The organism is Fructilactobacillus ixorae, from assembly GCF_024029915.1.
Taxonomy (GTDB): Bacteria; Bacillota; Bacilli; order Lactobacillales; family Lactobacillaceae; genus Fructilactobacillus; species Fructilactobacillus ixorae.
This window is the reverse complement of the sequence record NZ_CP097478.1, coordinates 827,500-848,280: the sequence shown is the minus strand read 5'-3', so window position 1 is coordinate 848,280 and position 20,781 is coordinate 827,500. Positions and strand designations below refer to the sequence as shown.

Here is a 20,781-nt window from a genome sequence, read left to right as displayed (position 1 = left end):
TTTTACTAATCATCGGGACCCTCTAATTGATCACTATCGCTAGTAGTGTAAATCCCGTTAATGATGATCTCAATTAAACTAAAGACTAGCCCACTCGGGGGGAAAATTAGAATGGCAATTGCGGTTACAATGATTAGGGCTGGAAATTTCCAACTAATTAAAAATTGGTAACTGCACATGTTTTTGATTTTCTTGATGCCGGTTTGGTCATCCTCCCGTTTCATTTCGTTTAAAATGACCTTACTAAGAAATAAATAAGCTAAATTCCAGGCGGTGAAAAAGAGTAAGTAGAACAGCTGGGGAGCGACAGCCGTCATAAATTTTCCCACCCAAGCGGAAACTACTGGAATCAATGACATCGTGAAGATCCAGAGGTTATTTGCCCAGTAAACTTGTTTGGTCACGCGACGAACTAAATAAAACATGTAATGCTGATTGTACCAGGCCACACCAATGAACCCGAAACTAACGATGTAAGCAAGTAATTCGGGAATGCTGTCGAAAATTTCATCAAAGTGCGGCGTAGCTGGAATTTTGAATTCTAACACCATGATGGTAATGATGATTGCCACAATGGCATCCGTCAGGGCTTCAACGCGAGCTTTTTTCAAACGAAGGACCTTCTTTCAAAAATTATTATTACGGACATTAATTATAGCATAGGGTTCTAACATTAAAATTTTTGAGCCAGTTGGACATGGCTTTATTTATCAGCGGGTAATTGGTATGATTAAGAAAATTTACGAGGTTTGGGATTAAATACGCACGGATTAGTCTGGGACAACGGGGCGTAAACAGGGGAGTTGAGTAAAATTAAACAGTATTACATTGTAGATCAATCATTATTACCAGAAATGTTTGGCAAGGTGATTGCCGCTCGTCAGTTATTAGAAGAGGGCAAGGTTGCGAACATTAGCGAAGCGGTGAAGGCCGTTGGTATCAGTCGGGGGAGCTACTATAAATATAAGGATCTGGTGTATTCAACTGACGAAGCAACGTGGAATCGGAAAGCGGTGATTTCACTGATGTTGAACGATCGTCCAGGGGTATTGTCACAAGTTTTGAAGCAGGTGGCAGAGAGCGGGGCCAGTATTTTGACGATTAACCAAAACATTCCGATTCATCAGATGGCGAGTGTGGTGATTTCAATTGATTTAAGTCACATTACGATCACGATTGATGATTTATTGGAAAACTTTAAACGAGTAGCGGGGACGAGCCAAGTTCACCTGGTTTCAATCGAATAATGGGCTGATAATGTAAGGATTTTAACGGTATGGTTAAAGTGGGGCAGGGGCCAATGGGTTTGTATACGATTTCTGATTATCTTTTAGACGTTTTGCACTACGGTCAAATTCGAGAGGTGTTCGGGGTTCCCGGCGATTATAATTTAAGGTTTCTAGATCACATCCTAACCCGGTCGGACCTGGAGTGGTGTGGAAACGGCAACGAGTTAAACGCTGCATACTTAGCAAACGGATATGCCCGGCAGCTGGGCTTGGCGGCGTTTGTAACGACGTACGGCGTCGGTGAATTAAGTGCCATTAACGGGTTTGCCGGCAGTCAGACCGAGGGGGTTCCGGTTTTAGAAATCGTCGGGTTACCGACCACGGCGACCCAGCAGCAACAAAAACGGGTGCATCATAGCCTTGGAGATGGTCAGTTTGATCATTTTCAAACAATGCACCAGGAACTCGGGATTATGACCGAGGTGGTCAGTTCGAACCACGCGGTTGCCGCGGTAAACCGGGTAATTAGAAAGCTGGTGACCACCAAGCAACCGGCCTATTTAGGGTTGCCGAGTGATCTAACCGAACTCCCGGTCCATCCGACGTTTAAGCAACTGATTCCAACGTTGTTTACGGCGCCGAATGCAACTCCAGTGCCTACGGTTCCGTTCCAATTAATGCAACAGGCTGTCTATCAAGCAGAGCACCCGCTGGTGGTGATTGGGCAAGCACTTGCTCAGTTTCACTTAGGCGCAGCGGTGCAGGCGTGGCTGGCAGCGCAGGGATTTCCGTTTGTCGATTTGATTGAAAGTAAGGGGGTCGTCACGGAATCCATGTCCCAGTTTAAGGGCACCTATCACGGGAAAATCGCGAACGCTGCCCTACAAGCCCAAGTTGAACAGGCTGACGTGGTCTTCTTGCTTGGAAGCTCTCTTTCTGATGTTAATACGGCTGGCTTTACCCACCAATTTGATCCCGAACACACGATTACTATGACTCCCGGCGTAATTTCAATTTATGGTGAAACGTTGGTTGAGCAGTCGCCGGAGCACTTTCCAACGTGGATTCAGCAACTGTGTCAGTGTCAACGCGCGACGCCCATGCCGTCATCGGCGCCAACTGTTCCAGTTCGACCAGCTGAACCGGTGCCACAGCCACAGCAACCGGTCACCCAGGCCTTTTACCAAGCGGCCTTGGCGCATTTTGTGCAACCAAACGACGTGGTGATTACCGAACAAGGCACGTCCCAATTTACGGTTGAAGATTTACGGTTACCAACTGATGCCGAGGTCATCACGCAACCGTTGTGGGCGTCAATTGGGTATGCTTTCCCAGCAGCGTTGGGAAGTCTACTGGCTAACCCCAACCGGCGGCATCTGCTGAGCATTGGAGACGGCTCCTTTTTATTAACGCTGCAGGAATTGGGCTTTGCAATTCAGCACCAGCTGACCCCCATTATTCTGTTGCTTGATAACCAGGGTTATACAATTGAACGGGTCATTCATGGTGAACAGGCTCGGTATCATGATGTTCCACAACTTAACTACCAACATTTACTAATGGCCTTTGGGGCTACTCCTGAAACATACCGGTTTGCTAAGATAACCACAGAAACAGAGTTAATCACGCAGTTTCGAAACCTGCAACACGCTACCCCCAAATTAACGCTGTTACAAATCCGGTTGCAAAAGTTGGATGCGCCAAAAACCCTGCGCAAGTTTATAAACCTACTATACGATGATGAATAATTAACCAGAACTAAAAATCGCTCCACTGATTAAAGCAATCGAGTGGGGCGATTTTTAGCAATTAGAGGCTGGAATCAGGATTGTTTAGGCATCAATCAGTAACAGGGATTTGATGGCTTGACGGTGATCCATGGCTTCGTAGGCAGCTTGGATTTCATCCAGACTAAATTGCTGTGTAAAGACTTTGCCAGGATTAATTTTTCCGTCTAAGACGGCTTGTAGCAATTCTGCTTGGTCATACGTAGTAACGGAAGCAATGCCACCACGTAAACCGGTGTTGTTGTAGAAGAGCTCGTTAGTGTTCATTTCCGCTTTTTGGGGAATCCCCACGCGGCCGATGACGGCGCCGGGGCGAACAATTTTAGTGGCAGTATCCACAGATTGTTCTGTTCCTACACATTCAAGAACAGTATCGACACCGGTTCCATCCGTAAGGTCCAAGACGTGTTGGACGGCTTCGTCACCTCGTTCGGGGACAATCTCAGTTGCGCCAAATTCACGGGCTAGCTTTTGTCGATCTGCATGCCGACTCATGGCGATGATGCGGGTGGCCCCTCGGAGTTTGGCAGAGATGACTCCACACAAACCAACGGCACCGTCCCCCATGACGGCGACGGTAGCACCTGGTTTAACTTCAGCAGTAGCAGCGGCATGGTAACCGGTGGCCATAACGTCTGAGAGGGTGACGAACGAATTCAGCATGTCATCAGAGTAGTCAGCTGGTTGCCCAGGGATTTTAACAAGCGCCCAACTAGCGTTTGAAAACCGGAGATATTGGGCTTGGTAACCGTTGTTAATTCCTGGTTCACGGTTCATGCAGTTACCATCAAAACCAGCTAAACAAGCGGCACAGTGACCACACCCGTGGGTAAAGGGGGTAATGACAAAGTCACCCGGTTGAACGTTTTTGACTGCTGATCCAACGGATTCAACGATGCCGATTCCTTCGTGACCAGTGCCAGAGCCATGTTCCCGCTCGGAAATGCCCCGGTACCACCATAAATCTGAACCACAAACACTGGCTCGGACCATTTTGATGATGGCATCAGTTGGTTTTTCAATGGTTGGCATGGGGGCGTCTTCGATCCGTATTTCCCCGGGTTGAATAAATTTTGCTGCTTTCATATTTTTGCTCCTTTTCAATCAATTAAAATGTTGCTTTATTATTAACCAAATATTAAAGCAACTTACTTTATTATAGTGGTGTGAAATTTAATTTTCTAACATTTGGCTTATCACTATATGTTTTTTGGCTTCATTTTACATTAATAATAGAATTTTATTTTCAGATTATTTATTGTTTAGGATAATTTATTATGTTTTTCCATTATGATATAATTCACACATTAATTATTGATTGATTAAATATAACGTAGGAGATTTTTATGAAATTGTTTTTTAGCTGGTCTGGAGATTATCGTAGAAAATTGTCGACTGAATTCAAAAAGTTTTAATTAAAATTTTCAAAGATAAGAATATCGATATTTTTATTTCATCTGAAGATATAGAATTGGGAAAAGATTGGTATGAAAATATTAATAGTACTTGGTTAAATTTTGAAGCCGGTGTTATTTTCAAACAAGAAAAAATGATCGCGGCATAACCCCGATCCTTTTTAATGATTATAAAAAAGAAGATAGTAAATTAATAAATAACACTTTTATTGGTAATTTTAATTTAAGTTATGTAAGTCTAAATCCATATGTTGTTACTGAAAAATTTGATTTTTTTGGGACTGTCATATCAATAAATAATGGTATTTTTACTACTAAAGTTTTTAGTCCTGATTTACAGCCATTACTTAGTAATGAGTATGTACCGTTTTATAGTTCAGCAATTGATAATGATAATAATAGAGAAAAAAGAAATAAATATAGGGGGTGTCCTTTTATATGAAACCAATTAAACAAGTGGCTCTGAATGATTTAGCGAGCTCGATTGCTACGCAAGCTTTTAGTATCTATACGTTCTGGTACATTGCTAGCCACCTGCACAACCAGGGCTTAATCTCACTCCTCGGGGGCTTGGAATTACTAACCGTCTTACTGGCACCAGTGGGCGGAGTGGTGGCAGATACTTGGTCACGGGTGAAAATTATGCAAATCATTACTGTAATGCGAACGGGGTTGTTGTGTGCTTTCGTGATTTTATTGGTTGTAACTAGGCAATTAAATTACTTGCTAATTGCAACCGGAACGGGGCTTAGTATTTTAGCGGCCTTCTATGGACCGGCAGTTGAAGCAATTATTCCAGACTACGCGACTTCAGAGGATGAATTGGTCCAAAACAATACGATTGTGAACGTTGCCAACCAAATTGCTACCATTGCGGCTTCGGTGGTCGCGGGTTTGTTTACCTTTTTACCGAGTAATTTAATCGCGTATAGCTTGTTGTTATTGTTGTTGGCAATGGCAACGATTAGTATTCTTCGGTTACAAGCTCATTCTCACCGTCAACCGGTAACCAACCCATGGAAAAACTTTCAACTTGCCAAATTGGTGAGCGAGTTTCGGACCATTGGAAAAATTCCAGTTATTAAGGTCTTATTGCCCTATGCAATTATTTTGAATCTCAGTTTTTGGAGCTTCTGGTTTTTAACACCGTTGTATCTGACTACCTACTTACATCGCTTTCGCATTGCTTTTTCGCTCCAAGAACTTTTGATTGGGGTAGCCGCAATTAGTTGCGGAATCGTAGTTGGTAAATACACAGGATGGTTATCCAAGTTAATCATTTACTATCCAGTTTTTTTACTGTTTCAAGGTAGTGGCTTTGTAATCTTTCTTTTGGTAATGCAAGTAAGGTTAACCTTGGTAATGCAAATTGTGAGTTTTTGTGTGGCATGGTTGCTGTATGGCGTCTTTAACTTTTTAACCGGGTTGATGTTTGTCACGGCCGTCCAAAGAAAATTACAACCAGATCAAATGGGGAAGACCCTGGGAACGATTTTCTCAATCTTTGGGATTTTAGCGCCCCTGGCTTCACTGATTACGGGAGTGATTAAGCAGCCAACGACACCGTTAATGTTGCTACTAGTCTGTCCGATGCTACTAGTGCCATTGCTGATGCTATTTGATCCACGGGTAAACCGGGCTTTACGAGCTTAAAATTAAAAGAGCGACCTTTCCATTTTAATGGAAAGGTCGCGCTTCTTTTTTCAAAATAAAATTAGGAAGCTTGGTGTTCGTGCATAAACCGTGGTAATGCCGCTGAAATTTGGTGGGGTAACACTACGTACTGCTGTTGGGCTAGCTGGTCAGCAACCGCGCTGTGGGTATAGACGGCTGCTAACACCGCGGCATCGAGATCGGCAAATTGGGCTGCAAAGCCACTGATGATTCCAGCCAGAGTGTCACCCATTCCACCCGTAGCCTGCGCGGGCGTGCCCGTCGTATTTTGAAAGGCTCCGGTGGGGGTAAACACCTCGGTTTGTGCTGACTTAACGACCGCAATCAAGTGGGGTTGGGTAGCGGCTAGCTGGGTGTAAGCCTGTTGATTGGTTTCCGGATTTTGATCCGCTAGTTTGACGCCGGTGAGCCGTTCCCACTCCATTTGGTGGGGGGTAAGAATGATGTTCGCGCTTGGAAGTTGCAGGTGGTTGCGGGCGATCAGGGTTAGCGCCGAGCCGTCCAGTAACAGGGTCTGATGGGGAGTTACCAGGTCAAAGACGGTGTGAATGAGCTCTAAGGATTGCTGATCGGTTCCGAGCCCGGAGCCCAGGCTAATCACGGTCATTGTGGGCAGGAGGTGCTGGAGTAAAGTTTGGTCCTGGTAGTCGGCAAACATGGCCTCCGGAATCCAGGCGTGGAGACTACTTTGGTTGCTGGGGGCAGTGAAGGTTGTCGTCAACCCAGCTCCTGCAGAAACGGTGCCTAAGGTACTCATGATGATAGCCCCACCGTAGTTTTGATTACCTCCGATGAGGGCGACTTTGCCATAGGTGCCCTTAAAACTGTTAACTGGGCGTTTTCGAATTACTTTTGGTAGAATGGATGCTGTAATTAGTTTCAATTTATTCACCTCGGGGCTATTATAGCATTTAGAGGGTTGATTCATGGTAAACTTAAAGTACGTTAATTCGCGAAAGGATGAACAGACATGACAGATTGGAAAGCAACGGCAGCCAAGTATCAAGATCAGTATCTGGCTGATTTAAAGCAACTGGTTGCAATTGACAGTGCCCGCGATGTAGCAAATCAGACGGATGAATTTCCCCTGGGCCCAGGACCTGCCAAGGCTTTGGACCAGTTTTTGACGTTTGCGGACCGCGATGGCTTTACCACGAAAAACATTGATAACGTGGTCGGGTACATTGAATACGGAACTGGTGACGACTACTTTGCCATTTTAGGTCATGCTGATACGGTTCCCGCTGGCAATGGCTGGGACACAAACCCCTTTGAACTATTAGTGGAAGAGGGACAAGCCATTGGCCGGGGGACTTCTGATGATAAAGGACCGGCATTAGCAGCCTATTATGGACTACGAATTTTAAAGGACTTAGGCATTCAACCAAAGTTGAAAATCCGGCTAATCATTGGAACCGATGAAGAAACCAATTGGACCGGGATGAACCGGTACTTTGAAACTGAACCGGCACCGAAAGCCGGGTTCTCGCCCGATGCTGAATTCCCACTGATTAATGGAGAAAAAGGGAATGTCACTTTTGAAACCCACTTTGATGGAGCCAGTGCCATTGCCGAACAGCAGTTATTATCCTTTAATGCGGGTCTGAAAGAAAACATGGTGCCCCGTGATGCCGAAGCCTTTGTAACGATGGAAGATCCCGATACGGTGATTCAGCAATTTGATACCTTTATCGGAGCGAGTCCAGTTAGCGGTTCGGCTAGTATCGTTGGAAAACAAGTTCACTTTGAAGTGGTTGGTAAAGCGGCCCACGGGATGGAACCGCGTAACGGGATTAACGCCGGAACCTACTTAGCAATGTTTCTAAAACAACTACCATTAGATCAGGCGGGCGCAAACTTCATTCGTTTCATTACGAATAACCTGCATGATGATTCCCGTGCCGAACAATTAGGGTTACAGTTTCACGATGACGTGATGGGGGATCTTACCATGAACGTGGGCTTGATGACCTACGATGCCGAAACGGGTGGTGTGATTAATACGAACTTCCGTTATCCAAAGGGAATTGAACCGGAGACAATCCAACAACATTTAGAGCAGGCAGCGGGTCCTTATCTAGCAACGGTAACCCAGGGCAGCAATATGAAACCCCACTTTGTTTCCGCTGATGATCCGTTAGTGACGGATCTAATGGCCGTTTACCGCGAACAAACCGGACAGGCAACCGCCAAACCAGAAGTAGTTGGTGGGGGAACGTTTGCCCGACTCATGGAACACGGAGTAGCCTTTGGAGCCTTGTTCCCCGGGGCTACTGATACCATGCACCAGGCCAATGAATTTCAACCGGTGCGCGATTTGATGTTGGCAATGTCCATTTACGCCCAAGCGATTTTTACGGTGACAAAGTAAAATTTGTTAACGCGATTGGGAATTGACAGCTAGTTGGATTCGTTATATAGTGTAGCCAATTAAAATAGATATGACTGAAGGGTTGAGTATGTAAGCAACCATCCCAGCGAGTTTCCGGATGGTGTGAGGAAATGATGGGGGCTTACAGAAGATGGACTTGGAGTCTTTCCTAGTGAGGGAAACCGAACTAGGAACGAGGTTGTGGTCGTTATTACCACTGGGTTTCAGTCGCAAGCATGGGGCTTGAAACTCACAGAGATTAGCGTAGTGATACGTTAACAAAGTAAGGTGGTAACGCGGAGCATCCGTCCTTTTAAAGGACGGATGCTTTTTTATTGCAACGAGTGGTTAAAGGGGGAGAGCGAATGTCAAAACGAGTTAAAACGGGGCTGTGGGCCGCCATCATCATTTTTATCGTGTTCATGGGCTACTTAAGCTTTGGACGCGGGGGTGCCGAACAAAAGAATACGATTACAGTCGGCATTATGGCGGGTTCCAAAGCAGAACAACAGATTTGGGATTCAGTTGCCAAAACAGCCGCGCAAAAATACGGCCTCAAGGTTCAATTTCAACGGTTTACGGATTACAGTCAGCCTAACGCGGCGCTTGCCAATCACAGTATTGATGTGAATGCCTTTCAAAATTATCCCTTTTTGGACCTCTGGAACCAAAAACACCATGATCACATTGTTGCAGTTGGAGAGACCATCATTGAACCAATGCGGATTTACTCTTATAAACACCGCGAACTTGCTGACTTGGCAACTGGAAGTACCATTACGGTTCCCAATGATGCCAATAATGAGTCCCGGGCCCTGTTCGTGCTCCAAAGTGCGGGCTTGTTAAAATTAAAGCCGCACACTAAGCTGGCGGATGTCCGCTCAATTGTGGCTAACCCCCGGAAGCTAAAGATTAAAGAGGTTGATGCTAGTCAAACGGCGCGTTCCTTAAATGATGTGGACGCAGCCGTGGTGAACGGGAACTACGCCCAGACGGCCGCTTTGAATCCAAAGCAAGCAATTTTTACGGAACCGTTTAACCACCAATCGAAACAGTGGATTAACTTTATCGCGGCTAACCGGGAGAACCGCACTGATCCGCGGATTAAGAAGTTAGTTAAAGCCTACCAAACAAAAACGACGACCCGCCAAATTAAAGCCGTCTCGGGGATTAACCAAATTCCTGCTTGGAACTTAAACTTAAAGTAGAAAGGATTGCTAGGCATGGAACCGGAAGCAAAAATCCAAATTTTACGGGATTTGATTCAAATTCCGACCGTTAATGGAAATGAAGGGGCGCTGACGGAGTACCTCGTGCATCTTTTAGACCAGCATGGCATTGCCAGCCAGGTTACACCATTAGCCACCGATGCCAACCGGACGAACCTAATCGTGGAAGTTGGCACGGGAAGTACTGACCAAGTTCTAGGATTTACTGGACACCAAGATACGGTTGCCGTCGGAGACGAAGCGGCTTGGCAATTCCCACCGTTTGCCGCAACGGTGGTTGGTGACAAATTATACGGTCGGGGAGCGGCAGACATGAAAAGCGGCTTGGCTGCGGAAGTAATCGCGCTCATCGAACTCGTAGAAAGTGGGGCCCCGCTTCCAGGACGGCTTCGCTTAATCATCACGGCGGGAGAAGAGTTTGGGGCGCCGGGGGCTTATCAAGTGGCGCCTGAGTTGCTAACTGATTTGGATGCCCTCGTCGTGGGGGAGGCTACTGATGGAGACGTCACCTACGCGCACTCCGGAAGTTTTAACTACCGGATCATTAGTAAGGGCAAGGCCGCGCATAGTTCGGTGCCAACCCAAGGAATTAATGCCATTCAGGGACTTGCCCACTACATGGCCAAAGAAGCGCAACTGTTTACGGACTTACCGGTTGATGACCAGCTCGGAAAGGTCCAACACAGCGTAACGGTGATTCAGGGAGGCGAACAGATCAACACGATTCCAGACGCAGCCACATTACTTGGAAACGTGCGGCCCACCTTGGCCTTTGATAACCAGTCCGTGCGCAACCTAATCCAGCAGGCGATTGACACCATCAATCGCACCACTGACTATCAGTTGGAATTACAGGTAATTCATGATTTCTATCCCGTGGAAACTGTTAAGCAGGCTTGGTTAGTTCAAACGGCCGTTGAAATTGCCCAGGCTGCTTATCCAGACCGAAACGTTCAAGCCGGAATTGATAACGGAGCGACCGATGCGAGTGTGTTTGTGCAACATCAGCCCGATTTACCGGTGATTGTACTGGGCCCCGATAAAGCTGGAACGTCCCATCAAATTAATGAACATACCACCATTAGTAGCTTTTTAACGACCATTGAGATCTACAAGCACCTCGCGGAGCAATTTTTTGCAATTACTAAATAAAAGAACAAGGGCACAACGAGTTATAGTCGTTGTGCCCTTGCGATTATTGCGATAAGGTTTTGATTTTAGCGTCAATTTGGTTCAAGATAACGGCGGTATTGTGTGGATCTTGCAGGTCGTAAGTTTGTAAGTCAATTTTCATTTTGGGACTAACGTCATAGTCTGCGTACCATTGCTGGTATGCTTGCCACATTTTATGGTAGTAATCTTCCAATTCGGGATTGTCATCGAATTGTTCGTAATCCCGGCCCCGTTTTTTAATGCGTTTGAGAATCGTGGGGAAGTCTGCATCGGCGTAGACCAGCAAATCTGGGCGCGTTTTGGGCATGTCGTTTAGTTCTGCCATCATGTTATCGAGGAGGGTGAGGTAGACGGATAGTTCAACGTCAGAAATGTTACCAGCAGCGTTGTTTTCCTTGGTAAACAAGGCGTCCTCATAAATCGAACGGTCCAACACGTTGTTATCGTCAGCTAACGCCCGCTTAATCATGGCAAATCGTTTGTTAAGAAAATAAATTTGGAGCAAAAACCCATATTGCTTTGGGTTCTTGTAGTATAAAGGTAACACGGGATTATCGCCCACTGGTTCGTAAAAGGGATTGGTCCCCAAGTGCTTTGCAATTTTGCCCGTTAACGTGGTCTTTCCCACGCCAATCATTCCAGCCGTAATTATCACCATAAATAACTCCTTCTTCTGTAATAATCTTAGTATAGCACGCTCACGAAATTCGAGAAAATAACGAAGCCGGTTGCTAAATTATGGTATCCTATTAATAATCAAAATTAGTGATGGTGAATGATGAAGCGTTTATGCGAAATAACAGTGGCACTATGTGGTCTGCTCCTTGGAGCTGGTTATTTTGAATCCGGAAAACTCCGCCTTGGACTTTGGTTACTGGGGCTTTTAGTGGGATTACAGGGGCTATTAATGGTGGTCGTAGTGCTCCTGCGGCTGCGTAAGGTGCGGCGCTATTCAGAAAAGGATGATAAACAAGGACATGAAGATTAGGGAAGTTTGGCAATTTTTGCTCCGACTGATGCTGTTCATTGGTTTAATTGGGTTAGTATTGATTGTTCCGATTCCAGTGATTTTATTGCAAGCCCAGCATGTCAATTGGCCAGGGACGATTGTAGTGGCGGCCGTTTACTTCTGCTTGTATCTGGGCTCAATTTGGTTAGCTTGGCGGTCCTTTTCCCAGGTCTGGCACAATCCACGCGGGTGGCTAACAAAAGCGGATTGGAAATTAATTGGGGCTGCCCAGTTGGCAATTTTTGCAGCTGAGATTGGAATTGGAATTATGGGGCAGGTACTTCATTTGTCCAGTACCAGTGAAAACAACCAGATTATTTATCGGTTATTGGCAAGTAACCCAGTGGTGTTGATCTTATTGAGCACCGGGATGGTCTTGCTGACCCCGATTTTAGAGGAACTCGTCTTTCGGGGTTACTTAATTCGCGGGGTAATGAGCTGGGCACCCATGTGGTTAGCAATGATTACAAGTGGAATCGTGTTTTCAGCTGGGCACGCGAATTCGAACTGGTTAAGCTTTTTGACCTACGCCGTGATGGGGATGATCCTTGCCCGGGTGTACGTGAAAACTAATCGGATTCAAGTCGCCATTACCCTCCACTTGATTAATAATTTGGTCGCAACCGTGATGATGGTGATTTCCATTGTGGGGAATATGCACTAAAGGAAAGGATGGTAAACGTGGACATTACAGAATTTAACTATTACCAAAATTTGAAGAGTCGGTTAACCAAGGTCCAAGCCGAACTAAAAGAAGAACAAACAGCTTATTTAAAGCAAATGGGGAATTTGAAACAGCTTTACAATGATTACGATGTCGCAACGACGGAGCAACTGGCGAATGCCTTAAATCAAGGGGATGACGATCAGTTTACGGCAGAAATTGCCACGGCTTTGGATGAGCATGACCAAACGTTCCTGTTAGCAAACGTCCAAACCTTGAATCCGAGTGAAGCCCAGCAACTAGCGGCCATCAGTGCTGAAGCAAATGACGTGGAAACGGAATTAACCCGGGTGGAAAAGTTCTACCAAGAATTTGCGTTACCGCTCTTAGACCGGTTAAAAACCAATCGGATGCTCCACGTTGAACAATTAACGACCTCTGGAAGTGACTGTGACACGGTGGTGGAAATTAATTACTTTTCAACCTTTGATGACTTCAAAGAGGACTTTAACGGGGCCGCGTATGTGGGTGAAGTGATTGAACAACATCTTCAGGATCAAAAACCGATTAGTGTGATTGTGACGGATCAAAATTACCCTAACAAGTATGATGTAACGTTGATGCCAACTGATGAGGAGAGTGACGATGGTCGATAAACGAGATTACAAATATCCAGATACCCAGGCCTATGACAAGGTGATTGAGTTTCTAAATCAAAATGGGGTCACCGTTCGCGATATTTCTAAGGTGACCTATAATTTACAAAAACAATTTATTAGCATTCCCAGCATGGAGTACGTGGATAAAATTGTGATTGACGTCCTCCACAAGCGGGAAGTGTTGAATAATGCGTTGGTGGGAATGGAAATTGACCGCTTGGCAACCGCTCACCAACTATCAGAACCGCTCCAGAGCATTGTGGAACATGATTTAGGCGTGTTTGGGGTCGATGAAACGCTGGCATTAGGAATTGCAAACATCTACGGGACGATTGGAATTACGAACTACTGTGGCTTAGATACCAATAAGCAGGGGATTGTGAAGGAATTAGACCAGGAACAGTCCCGTGTGACGACGTTCATTGATGACATTGTGGGCGCCGTCGCTGGAGCGGCATCCGCTAAAATTGCCCACGAAAATTCGTAATTAAAAAGACCCAATCCATTTTGTACGGCCCTATAAAAATTAGACTTGCTCGGGATTCATTTTTTAAGGATTTATTTCGATCTTCAATCGGAGGAAATCCTTTTTTGTTACCTGAAATTCTTCTCATGAGGGTGCTAGTCGTTTATCACGTTTAATTTAAATGCTTTGAATAAGTTCGCTAGGTCTGCCTAACTTTCAAGCCTAACGGACCTCAGATGATTCAAATAAAATTCAACTGCTGCAACTTTTGCTTTCGGGCGGTGTTTAACCATAAAAAATACCCCATAAAAATTAGCTTCTTGTCTAACTTTTATGGGGTAGTATATTAGATTGGTTCTTTTTTAGTGGCAACGCTTCTATTCAATTTCACTCCGGTACAGGCCGACGACCTTACCCAGCACCACACAGTTCGTGAGGATGATCGGGGCCATGTCGTCATTTTCGGGCTGGAGCCGAAAGTGATCACTTTCCTTGTAGAAACGCTTGCAAGTGGCCTCGCCATCATCATTCATGGCAATCACAATTTCTCCGTTTTCCGCGGTTGGTTGCCGTTTGACAATCACCTGATCTCCATCTAAAATGCCGATGTTAATCATACTTTCGCCACTAATGGTTAACATGAACAGATCCGCCCGTTGATAGCGTAATTCGTTAGGAATCGGGAAGTAGTCAGTGGCCTCTTGCACGGCTAAAATCGGTTCTCCAGCGGCCACCGTTCCTAAGAGGGGCATTTCATTTTCCGTCGTATTGGGTTGCACACCAAGCGACCGAATGCCATCCTCGGTAATTTCTAGTGCCCGTGGTTTCGTCGGGTTTTTAGCAATGTACCCCTTCTTTTCTAACCGAGCAAGATGCCCGTGCACCGTGGACGTCGAAGAGAGACCTACGTGCTTGCCAATTTCTCGGACGGTGGGGGGATATCCGTGATCGAGGACATTTTCGTAGATGAATTGGAGAATTTCTTGCTGCTTTGTATTGACTTGAGAAGACATGTGAACACCTCAGATTCGTTTACTATCAATGCTGTTAGCGTACCATAAAACGGGAAGTTTGCAAACGTTAGTTCGCCCGCTTGCTATTTAATTATCAGCAGTTTCATGCTATTATGGAAGAAATCAGAAAAAGGAGTGGGAAACGTGGCAGATGACGAAAAGTTAAAACAGCTAATTCCCCGCATTAATGAGTTAGCCCATAAGGCGCAGGCCGAAGGTTTAACTGATGAGGAAAAAGCAGAACAAGAAAAGTTACGTAAAGAGTACTTAAAACGGTTCAAAGCCAACTTTAAAACGCAGTTAGAAATGACGCAGTTGTATGATAAGGATGGTAATGAAGTAACTCCCGAACCGGTTAAAGAAGTGCAACGGAAAAAGAATTTACGGGATGACTAATTAGGACAGAAAGGAGAGCGTTGACAATGGCAGCCTGGATTTGGATTTTATTAATTATTTTAGCCCTCGTCGCTGGAGCAGTAGCAGGGTTCTTCTTAGCTCGGAAGTACATGGAAAAGTATCTGAAGGATAACCCGCCAATTAACGAGGAACAGCTAAAGGCTATGATGTTGCAAATGGGACAGAAACCTTCCAAGAAGAAACTGAACCAAATGATGATTGCAATGAAACGCAATGCTAAATAAGCTAATAAAAAAACCACTATGACTTAGTGGTTTTTTTCGTGTGGTCGTGGTAAACGTAATTGGGATTAAGCTCCCGATCAAGCGTGGCAAAGGCTGCGGCCATTTGTGCTTCCACCGCTACCTGATCGGCATCGGTTAGTTTATTTGATTTAGGAACGTAAATTGGTTCACCAAAGTTAATGTGGGCTCGCTGGCGTAAAAAAACTGCTTTCAGGGTCAACGGTCCTTGGTACACAACGGGAAGCATGGGCACCTGGGCCATCTTTGCAATGAGGGCGGCTCCTCCCTTTAACTTGGTCGAGTGTCTAGTCCCGGAGGGGAAAATTAACACCGACAGGTCAGTTTTTTTTAGGACCTTGACCGGGTTTTTAATAACGGAAATCCCGGGATTGGTACGATCGACTGGTTCAACGTTACACTTGCGCAGTCCCCAAGCCACAATTGGGTTTTTGAACAGCTCTTTTTTAGCGATGAAATAAAAATGCTTTGGTAGCAGAAATGCACCAAAGTAGAGCATGTCAAACCAGGTGCGGTGGGTGGCAATCAGGACGTAGTTGCCAGTCGGAATGCGTTGCTGATTCTTGAGCTCTGGTTTACCGTTAAAAATCAGAATGATCCATTTAATGATGGAGAAGGCCACTGTATAAAACAATCTTCTCATCCTTTCTATTGAGAGGTAAAATTAACATCTAATAGTATACCATTTATGTGCGGACCGAGTTTTGCAAAGAAGGAGGAAGTTTATGGAGCACGTCGAACTCTTGCCGGGAGAACGAATCGATCAGCTGTATCAAAACCACATTCAAATCATTCAAAGCGATGAAGTTTTTTCCTTTTCACTCGATGCGGTGCTCCTTGCTAATTTTACCCAGGTTAAGCAAAGTGCGAAAACTCAGATTGTTGATTTGTGTGCTGGTAACGGAGCGGTTGGCCTCTTTTTGAGTCCCAAAACGCGGGGCCAAATTACGGAAATTGAAATTCAGGCGCGCTTATGTGACATGGCGCGCCGCAGTGTCCAGTTAAATCAATTGGAAAACCAGGTGCACGTCAAACATGCGGATTTAAACCAAAGTTTGCGATTTTTTGGCAAAGAAACGGTTGATACTGTCACCGTCAACCCACCGTACTTCCCAGTCCAAGCGACTAGTCGGAAAAATCCGAATGAGCACCTTGCAATTGCCCGGCACGAGTTAAAAACCAACCTGGACGAAGTTGTAACGATGGCGAGTGAATTACTGAAACCATGGGGTAAACTCTTTATGGTACATCGTCCTGACCGGCTCTTAGAGATTTTGACCACCTTGCAAAAGCAGCGGTTAGCGCCCAAGCGGTTGCAGTTTGTCCATCCGCGCGACAACCGGGCTGCCAACATGGTTCTGATTGCGGCAAGCAAAGATGGTCAGGCCGCTGGATTAAAGGTCCAACCGCCGTTAATTGTGTACGATCAGGATCACTATACGCCGGCAGTAAGGAAGCTTTTATATGGAAACTAAACACTTTTATTTTTACGTGCTGTTGTGCAATGATGGCTCATTTTATGGGGGCTTTACCACTGACGTCGTCAGGCGCTTCGCTACCCATCAAGCTGGAAAGGGGGCCAAGTATACTAAAGCTCATCGCCCCGTTTCCTTATTATTCTCAGCCGAATATCCGAACCGCCACACCGCTTTGCAAGCGGAATATTCCTTTAAGCACCAATCACGTGCACAAAAGGAAGCCTTTTTACAGAACCAGGGAGTTTCGCCGCAACAGTGGCACGCCTAGAGAACCGTGGTTGCTTTTTAGCGGGGAAACCTGTATACTAGATTTCGGTATTAAATTACTAATACACACCCAAAAGGTTTTACCTGGTAGTGCTCGTTGAGTCCCAGGCCTAATTTTGGGGAGGAAAAAACTATTTTAATGGAGGCTGATTATGGCTGTAGTAACAATGAAACAATTATTAGAAGCTGGGGTTCACTTTGGACACCAAACTCGTCGTTGGGATCCGAAGATGGCAAAGTACATCTTTACGGAACGCAACGGAATTTACATCATCGACTTGCAAAAGACGGTGAAACTGTTAGGAGTTGCTTACAACTTCATGAAGGATTCGGCTGCTGACGACGCCGTCGTTCTCTTCGTGGGAACTAAGAAACAAGCCCAAGATTCCGTTGAAGAAGAAGCAAAACGGTCTGGGGCTTTCTACGTTAACCACCGTTGGTTAGGGGGAACCCTAACCAACTGGAACACCATCCAAAAACGGATCAAGTACTTGAAGGATCTGAAGAAGATGGCTACCGATGGCACGTTCGAACGGTTACCAAAGAAGGAAGCTTCATTATTAGTTAAGCAAACTGAAAAGTTGGAACGTTTCTTGGGCGGAATCGAAGACATGCCGAAAGTTCCAGATGTAATGTTCATTGTTGATCCTCACAAAGAACAAATTGCTTTGAAAGAAGCTCAGAAGTTAAACATTCCAGTAATTGCGATGGTTGATACGAATACTGATCCAGATGGAATCGACTACGTAATTCCTTCTAATGATGACGCCATTCGGGCAATCCGTTTGATTACTTCAACGATGGCTGATGCCATCATTGAAGGTCGTCAAGGTGAAGATGACGTTAGCGAAGCCGCCTTTGAAGACCAAAGTGACGAACCAGCTGCTGACAACGAAGAATAGTTAATTACCTGGCTGACTCTGCTTAGACCACTTCGGCCTAGAAGGGTCAGCTTTTTTAACCACTAAATAAGAAGGAGAATCGGATTATGGCTGATATTACTGCTAAGCAAGTCAAAGATTTACGTGACAAGACCAGTGCCGGAATGATGGATGCAAAGAAGGCGCTTGTTGAAGCCGACGGTGACGAACAAAAGGCAATTGAAATTTTACGGGAAAAAGGAGTTGCCAAAGCCCAGAAGAAGAGTGGCAACACGGCTGCAAATGGATTAACGCAAGTTGCCATTGATGGGGACCAGGCTGCGATCGTTGAAATCAACTCGGAAACTGACTTTGTGGCTGCTAACGACGACTTCAAAAACCTCGTGGATGCCGTTGCAAGTGTAATTGCTTTAGAACAACCAGCTGATGTTGCCGCAGCTTTAAAGTTATCATTAGGAAATGACACGGTTGAAGATGCCATCATTCACACGAGCCAAATTACGGGGGAAAAGATTACCCTCCGGCGCTTTGCTACCATGACGAAAACGGCTGACCAAACCTTTGGGAAGTACCTACACAACGGTGGAGAAATTGGCGTGCTCGTAAAGATTGACGGTGCAAACGAAACGGTAGCAAAGGACGTTTCCATGCACGTGGCGGCTGAAAACCCTGAGTTCTTAACTCAAGCTGACATTTCGGCTGACCGGTTGGATCACGAACAGGAAGTGTTGAAGAAGGAAGCCCTTAATGAAGGTAAGCCTGAAAGCATTGTCGAAAAGATGGTTGCCGGTCGCTTGCACAAGTTCTTGGCTGGCATTTGTTTAGCCGACCAACCATTCGTGAAGGATCAAGACCAAACGGTGGCTCAATACGTGGAAGCCAACGATGGTAAGTTAGCTGCTTTCGTTCGTTACCAAGTTGGTGAAGGAATCGAAGAAGTTAGTGAAGGCGCAACTGAATAATTGATTAGAAAGGACTAGCAATTCGTTGCTGGTCTTTTTTTCTGCGCTGAATGAGCCTGTTGTTAGCGGGTCATTTATGCTAAAATTAACGTAACAATTAATGCTTTCAGGGGGAAATTTAATGGCTGATGTGAAATATAAACGGATTGTTTTAAAACTAAGCGGAGAGGCGTTAGCTGGTTCGAAAGGTTTTGGAATTAATCCACCCGTAATCAAAAAAATTGCCGAAGAAATTCGTGATGTCTACAACCAAGGCATTCAAATTGCAATTGTTGTTGGTGGCGGGAACATGTGGCGTGGCGAAGCCGGCGCCGAAATGGGGATGGAACGTGCCCAAGCGGATTACATCGGTATGTTGTCCACCATCATGAACGGCCTTGCTTTGCAGGATAACCTGGAATCAGCTGGGGTGCCAACCCGGTTGCAAACGTCGATTGAAATGCGCCAAATTGCCGAACCATACATTCGCCGAAAAGCAGTCCGTCATTTGGAAAAGGGGCGGGTCGTAATTTTCTCTGGAGGAACCGGGAATCCGTACTTTTCGACCGATACGACGGCGGTGTTACGAGCGGCGGAAATTGATGCCGATGCCATTTTAATGGCTAAGAATGGGGTAGACGGGATTTATTCAGCTGACCCCAACACCACTCCGAGTGCCGAAAAGTTTGCGAAGTTAACGCAAATGGAAATTTTGAGCAAGGGCCTGCAGGTGATGGATTCAACGGCCAGTTCACTTTCGATGGACAATAACATCCCGTTGGTAGTGTTCAATTTAAACGAACCAGGGAACATTAAACGAGTCGTTGAAGGCCAAAACATTGGAACAATTGTGGAAGGAAAATAAACACGATGAATACTAAAGAACTGACGCAAGAAACAAAACGTAAAATGGACAAGGCGCAATCAGTGTTAGAAAGTGAGCTCGGGCAAATGCGAGCTGGGCGCGCCAACGCTAGTATTTTGAAACCGGTCGTGGTGGACTACTACGGCGCCCAGACACCCTTGGTTCAGGTGGCGTCTGTTTCTGTTCCGGAACCCCGGATGATTATGGTCACCCCCTACGATAAAACCGCCCTTGAAAACATTGAAAAGGGAATTTTAGAAGCTGATTTGGGCTTAAATCCAATGAACGATGGGGATAACATCCGGATTCAGATTCCGCAACTAACAGAAGAGCGGCGCCAAGAAATTGCCAAAAAAGCCAAGGCAACGGGAGAACAGAGTAAGGTGGCAGTTCGGAACGTGCGCCGGGAAAGCATGGATGCCATTAAACAAGCCAATAAGGCAGATGAAATTAATGATGATGAGGCTCACCAAGTTGAAGATCAAATTCAAAAATTAACTGATGCGGCGATTAAGGGGATTGACCAGATTGTAAAAGACAAACAAGCTTCGATTTTAAACGACTAAGGAGCGGGATTATAATGGCAGAGCAAGACATTACGCCGGGCACGCCAGAGTTTGATAAAATGGTGTTTAAATTAGCAGGGCCGATTACGGCTGCTAATCAAACGGCGTTTAAGTTTAAGGACGAACCACTAACTGAGATTCAACCGGGGGTCTACGTATTACCAGTTTTGTTGCAACCGGAGTTTAATTTATTTTTGGTGGGCGCCCAACTAGTCGGTGAGGATTGGGTCCTTGGCTTTTCACAAGCTACGATTGAAAACGACAATGAAGTGACGGATTTAACCGAGCCAGAGACTACGGGTCAGGGCTTAAACCAACTGGGGTTCCGGGATCCGCAAGTTGCCAACGAGTTACTCCAGTACTTTGAACGGCTGTTAACGGCCGGACTAGGCGAATGGAAATTAATTAAGTAAAGGGTGAGGGTGCTCATCCTTT

Annotated in this window: 25 protein-coding genes; 19 read left to right on the top strand and 6 right to left on the bottom strand. The window is 45.5% G+C overall.

Translation table 11 applies throughout. The features are described 5' to 3' along the window. Positions 1–5: 5 nt before the first annotated feature. The gene (locus M8332_RS04140) at positions 6–611 is read right to left on the bottom strand and encodes a TMEM175 family protein (RefSeq protein ID WP_252779588.1); all 606 of its coding nucleotides are present in this window, start codon (positions 609–611) and stop codon (positions 6–8) included. Positions 612–812: 201 nt separating this feature from the next. On the opposite strand from M8332_RS04140, the gene M8332_RS04135 reads away from it, so the two are divergent. Together M8332_RS04135 and M8332_RS04130 are read left to right on the top strand one after the other, a co-directional pair. Next, positions 813–1,247: an ACT domain-containing protein gene (locus tag M8332_RS04135; protein WP_252780806.1), complete on the top strand. Its 435-nt coding sequence runs from the start codon at positions 813–815 to the stop codon at positions 1,245–1,247. A 29-nt stretch (positions 1,248–1,276) separates the two neighbouring features. Beyond that, positions 1,277–2,977 (top strand): alpha-keto acid decarboxylase family protein, encoded by a 1,701-nt coding sequence (locus tag M8332_RS04130; RefSeq protein WP_252779587.1) that lies wholly within the window; start codon positions 1,277–1,279, stop codon positions 2,975–2,977. A gap of 84 nt (positions 2,978–3,061) precedes the next feature. Here M8332_RS04130 and M8332_RS04125 read toward each other — a convergent pair whose 3' ends face one another. Beyond that, positions 3,062–4,102 (bottom strand): zinc-dependent alcohol dehydrogenase family protein, encoded by a 1,041-nt coding sequence (locus M8332_RS04125; protein ID WP_252779586.1) that lies wholly within the window; start codon positions 4,100–4,102, stop codon positions 3,062–3,064. 767 nt (positions 4,103–4,869) lie between these two features. Here M8332_RS04125 and M8332_RS04120 point away from each other — a divergent pair. Then, positions 4,870–6,084 carry an MFS transporter gene (locus M8332_RS04120; protein ID WP_252779584.1) on the top strand — a complete coding sequence of 405 codons (1,215 nt, stop codon included), beginning with the start codon at positions 4,870–4,872 and terminating at the stop codon, positions 6,082–6,084. A 61-nt stretch (positions 6,085–6,145) separates the two neighbouring features. On the opposite strand, the gene M8332_RS04115 is transcribed toward M8332_RS04120, so the two are convergent. After that, the gene (locus M8332_RS04115; protein ID WP_252779583.1) at positions 6,146–6,988 is read right to left on the bottom strand and encodes an NAD(P)H-hydrate dehydratase; all 843 of its coding nucleotides are present in this window, start codon (positions 6,986–6,988) and stop codon (positions 6,146–6,148) included. 87 nt (positions 6,989–7,075) lie between these two features. Between M8332_RS04115 and pepV the strand changes: the two genes are divergently transcribed. The 3 genes from pepV (at position 7,076) to M8332_RS04100 (ending at position 10,857) form a co-directional block, all read left to right on the top strand. After that, complete coding sequence (gene pepV, locus M8332_RS04110; protein WP_252779582.1) at positions 7,076–8,476, top strand: dipeptidase PepV; 1,401 nt, start codon at positions 7,076–7,078, stop codon at positions 8,474–8,476. Positions 8,477–8,841: 365 nt separating this feature from the next. Continuing rightward, on the top strand, positions 8,842–9,684 hold the full coding sequence (locus tag M8332_RS04105) for a MetQ/NlpA family ABC transporter substrate-binding protein (RefSeq protein ID WP_252779581.1): 843 nt from the start codon (positions 8,842–8,844) through the stop codon (positions 9,682–9,684). A gap of 15 nt (positions 9,685–9,699) precedes the next feature. Then, positions 9,700–10,857 carry an ArgE/DapE family deacylase gene (locus M8332_RS04100; RefSeq protein WP_252779580.1) on the top strand — a complete coding sequence of 386 codons (1,158 nt, stop codon included), beginning with the start codon at positions 9,700–9,702 and terminating at the stop codon, positions 10,855–10,857. A gap of 43 nt (positions 10,858–10,900) precedes the next feature. Here M8332_RS04100 and M8332_RS04095 read toward each other — a convergent pair whose 3' ends face one another. After that, positions 10,901–11,536 (bottom strand): deoxynucleoside kinase, encoded by a 636-nt coding sequence (locus M8332_RS04095; RefSeq protein ID WP_252779579.1) that lies wholly within the window; start codon positions 11,534–11,536, stop codon positions 10,901–10,903. 117 nt (positions 11,537–11,653) lie between these two features. Between M8332_RS04095 and M8332_RS04090 the strand changes: the two genes are divergently transcribed. From M8332_RS04090 to M8332_RS04075, 4 genes are read left to right on the top strand one after another with little or no spacing between them, the layout of a single operon-like run. Continuing rightward, a complete protein-coding gene (locus M8332_RS04090) occupies positions 11,654–11,866 on the top strand; it encodes a hypothetical protein (protein ID WP_252779578.1) in 213 nt (70 codons plus the stop codon). Next, entirely contained in the window at positions 11,856–12,551 is a 696-nt protein-coding gene (locus tag M8332_RS04085) for a CPBP family intramembrane glutamic endopeptidase (protein ID WP_252779577.1), read from the top strand. Before M8332_RS04090 ends, M8332_RS04085 begins: the two co-directional genes overlap by 11 nt. Positions 12,552–12,568: 17 nt before the next feature. Beyond that, a complete protein-coding gene (locus tag M8332_RS04080; protein ID WP_252779576.1) occupies positions 12,569–13,207 on the top strand; it encodes a hypothetical protein in 639 nt (212 codons plus the stop codon). Then, a complete protein-coding gene (locus M8332_RS04075; RefSeq protein WP_252779575.1) occupies positions 13,197–13,697 on the top strand; it encodes a phosphatidylglycerophosphatase A family protein in 501 nt (166 codons plus the stop codon). Before M8332_RS04080 ends, M8332_RS04075 begins: the two co-directional genes overlap by 11 nt. Positions 13,698–14,053: 356 nt before the next feature. Here M8332_RS04075 and lexA read toward each other — a convergent pair whose 3' ends face one another. Next, positions 14,054–14,689, bottom strand: a complete 636-nt coding sequence (lexA, locus tag M8332_RS04070; RefSeq protein ID WP_252779574.1) for a transcriptional repressor LexA — start codon at positions 14,687–14,689, stop codon at positions 14,054–14,056. A gap of 105 nt (positions 14,690–14,794) precedes the next feature. Between lexA and M8332_RS04065 the strand changes: the two genes are divergently transcribed. Together M8332_RS04065 and M8332_RS04060 are read left to right on the top strand one after the other, a co-directional pair. Continuing rightward, the gene (locus tag M8332_RS04065; protein ID WP_252779573.1) at positions 14,795–15,085 is read left to right on the top strand and encodes a DUF896 domain-containing protein; all 291 of its coding nucleotides are present in this window, start codon (positions 14,795–14,797) and stop codon (positions 15,083–15,085) included. A 26-nt stretch (positions 15,086–15,111) separates the two neighbouring features. Beyond that, positions 15,112–15,330 carry a YneF family protein gene (locus tag M8332_RS04060; RefSeq protein WP_252750336.1) on the top strand — a complete coding sequence of 73 codons (219 nt, stop codon included), beginning with the start codon at positions 15,112–15,114 and terminating at the stop codon, positions 15,328–15,330. Positions 15,331–15,346: 16 nt separating this feature from the next. Here the strand turns inward: M8332_RS04060 and M8332_RS04055 are convergent, their stop codons facing one another. Then, complete coding sequence (locus M8332_RS04055) at positions 15,347–15,982, bottom strand: lysophospholipid acyltransferase family protein (protein ID WP_289847006.1); 636 nt, start codon at positions 15,980–15,982, stop codon at positions 15,347–15,349. Positions 15,983–16,073: 91 nt separating this feature from the next. Here M8332_RS04055 and M8332_RS04050 point away from each other — a divergent pair, with 91 nt between their 5' ends. The 7 genes from M8332_RS04050 (at position 16,074) to M8332_RS04020 (ending at position 20,759) form a co-directional block, all read left to right on the top strand. Beyond that, positions 16,074–16,823, top strand: coding sequence for a tRNA1(Val) (adenine(37)-N6)-methyltransferase (locus M8332_RS04050; protein WP_252779571.1), 750 nt, complete (start codon positions 16,074–16,076; stop codon positions 16,821–16,823). After that, positions 16,813–17,094 carry a GIY-YIG nuclease family protein gene (locus M8332_RS04045; RefSeq protein WP_252779570.1) on the top strand — a complete coding sequence of 94 codons (282 nt, stop codon included), beginning with the start codon at positions 16,813–16,815 and terminating at the stop codon, positions 17,092–17,094. The genes M8332_RS04050 and M8332_RS04045 overlap by 11 nt, the downstream gene beginning before the upstream one ends. A gap of 151 nt (positions 17,095–17,245) precedes the next feature. Continuing rightward, positions 17,246–17,995: a 30S ribosomal protein S2 gene (gene rpsB, locus M8332_RS04040; protein WP_252779569.1), complete on the top strand. Its 750-nt coding sequence runs from the start codon at positions 17,246–17,248 to the stop codon at positions 17,993–17,995. Positions 17,996–18,078: 83 nt separating this feature from the next. After that, complete coding sequence (gene tsf / locus M8332_RS04035) at positions 18,079–18,936, top strand: translation elongation factor Ts (RefSeq protein ID WP_252780805.1); 858 nt, start codon at positions 18,079–18,081, stop codon at positions 18,934–18,936. A gap of 121 nt (positions 18,937–19,057) precedes the next feature. Next, positions 19,058–19,780 carry a UMP kinase gene (gene pyrH, locus M8332_RS04030; RefSeq protein ID WP_252779568.1) on the top strand — a complete coding sequence of 241 codons (723 nt, stop codon included), beginning with the start codon at positions 19,058–19,060 and terminating at the stop codon, positions 19,778–19,780. 5 nt (positions 19,781–19,785) lie between these two features. Beyond that, a complete protein-coding gene (gene frr, locus M8332_RS04025; protein ID WP_252779567.1) occupies positions 19,786–20,346 on the top strand; it encodes a ribosome recycling factor in 561 nt (186 codons plus the stop codon). Positions 20,347–20,360: 14 nt separating this feature from the next. Then, positions 20,361–20,759, top strand: coding sequence for a hypothetical protein (locus M8332_RS04020; RefSeq protein ID WP_252779566.1), 399 nt, complete (start codon positions 20,361–20,363; stop codon positions 20,757–20,759). Positions 20,760–20,781: the final 22 nt, after the last annotated feature.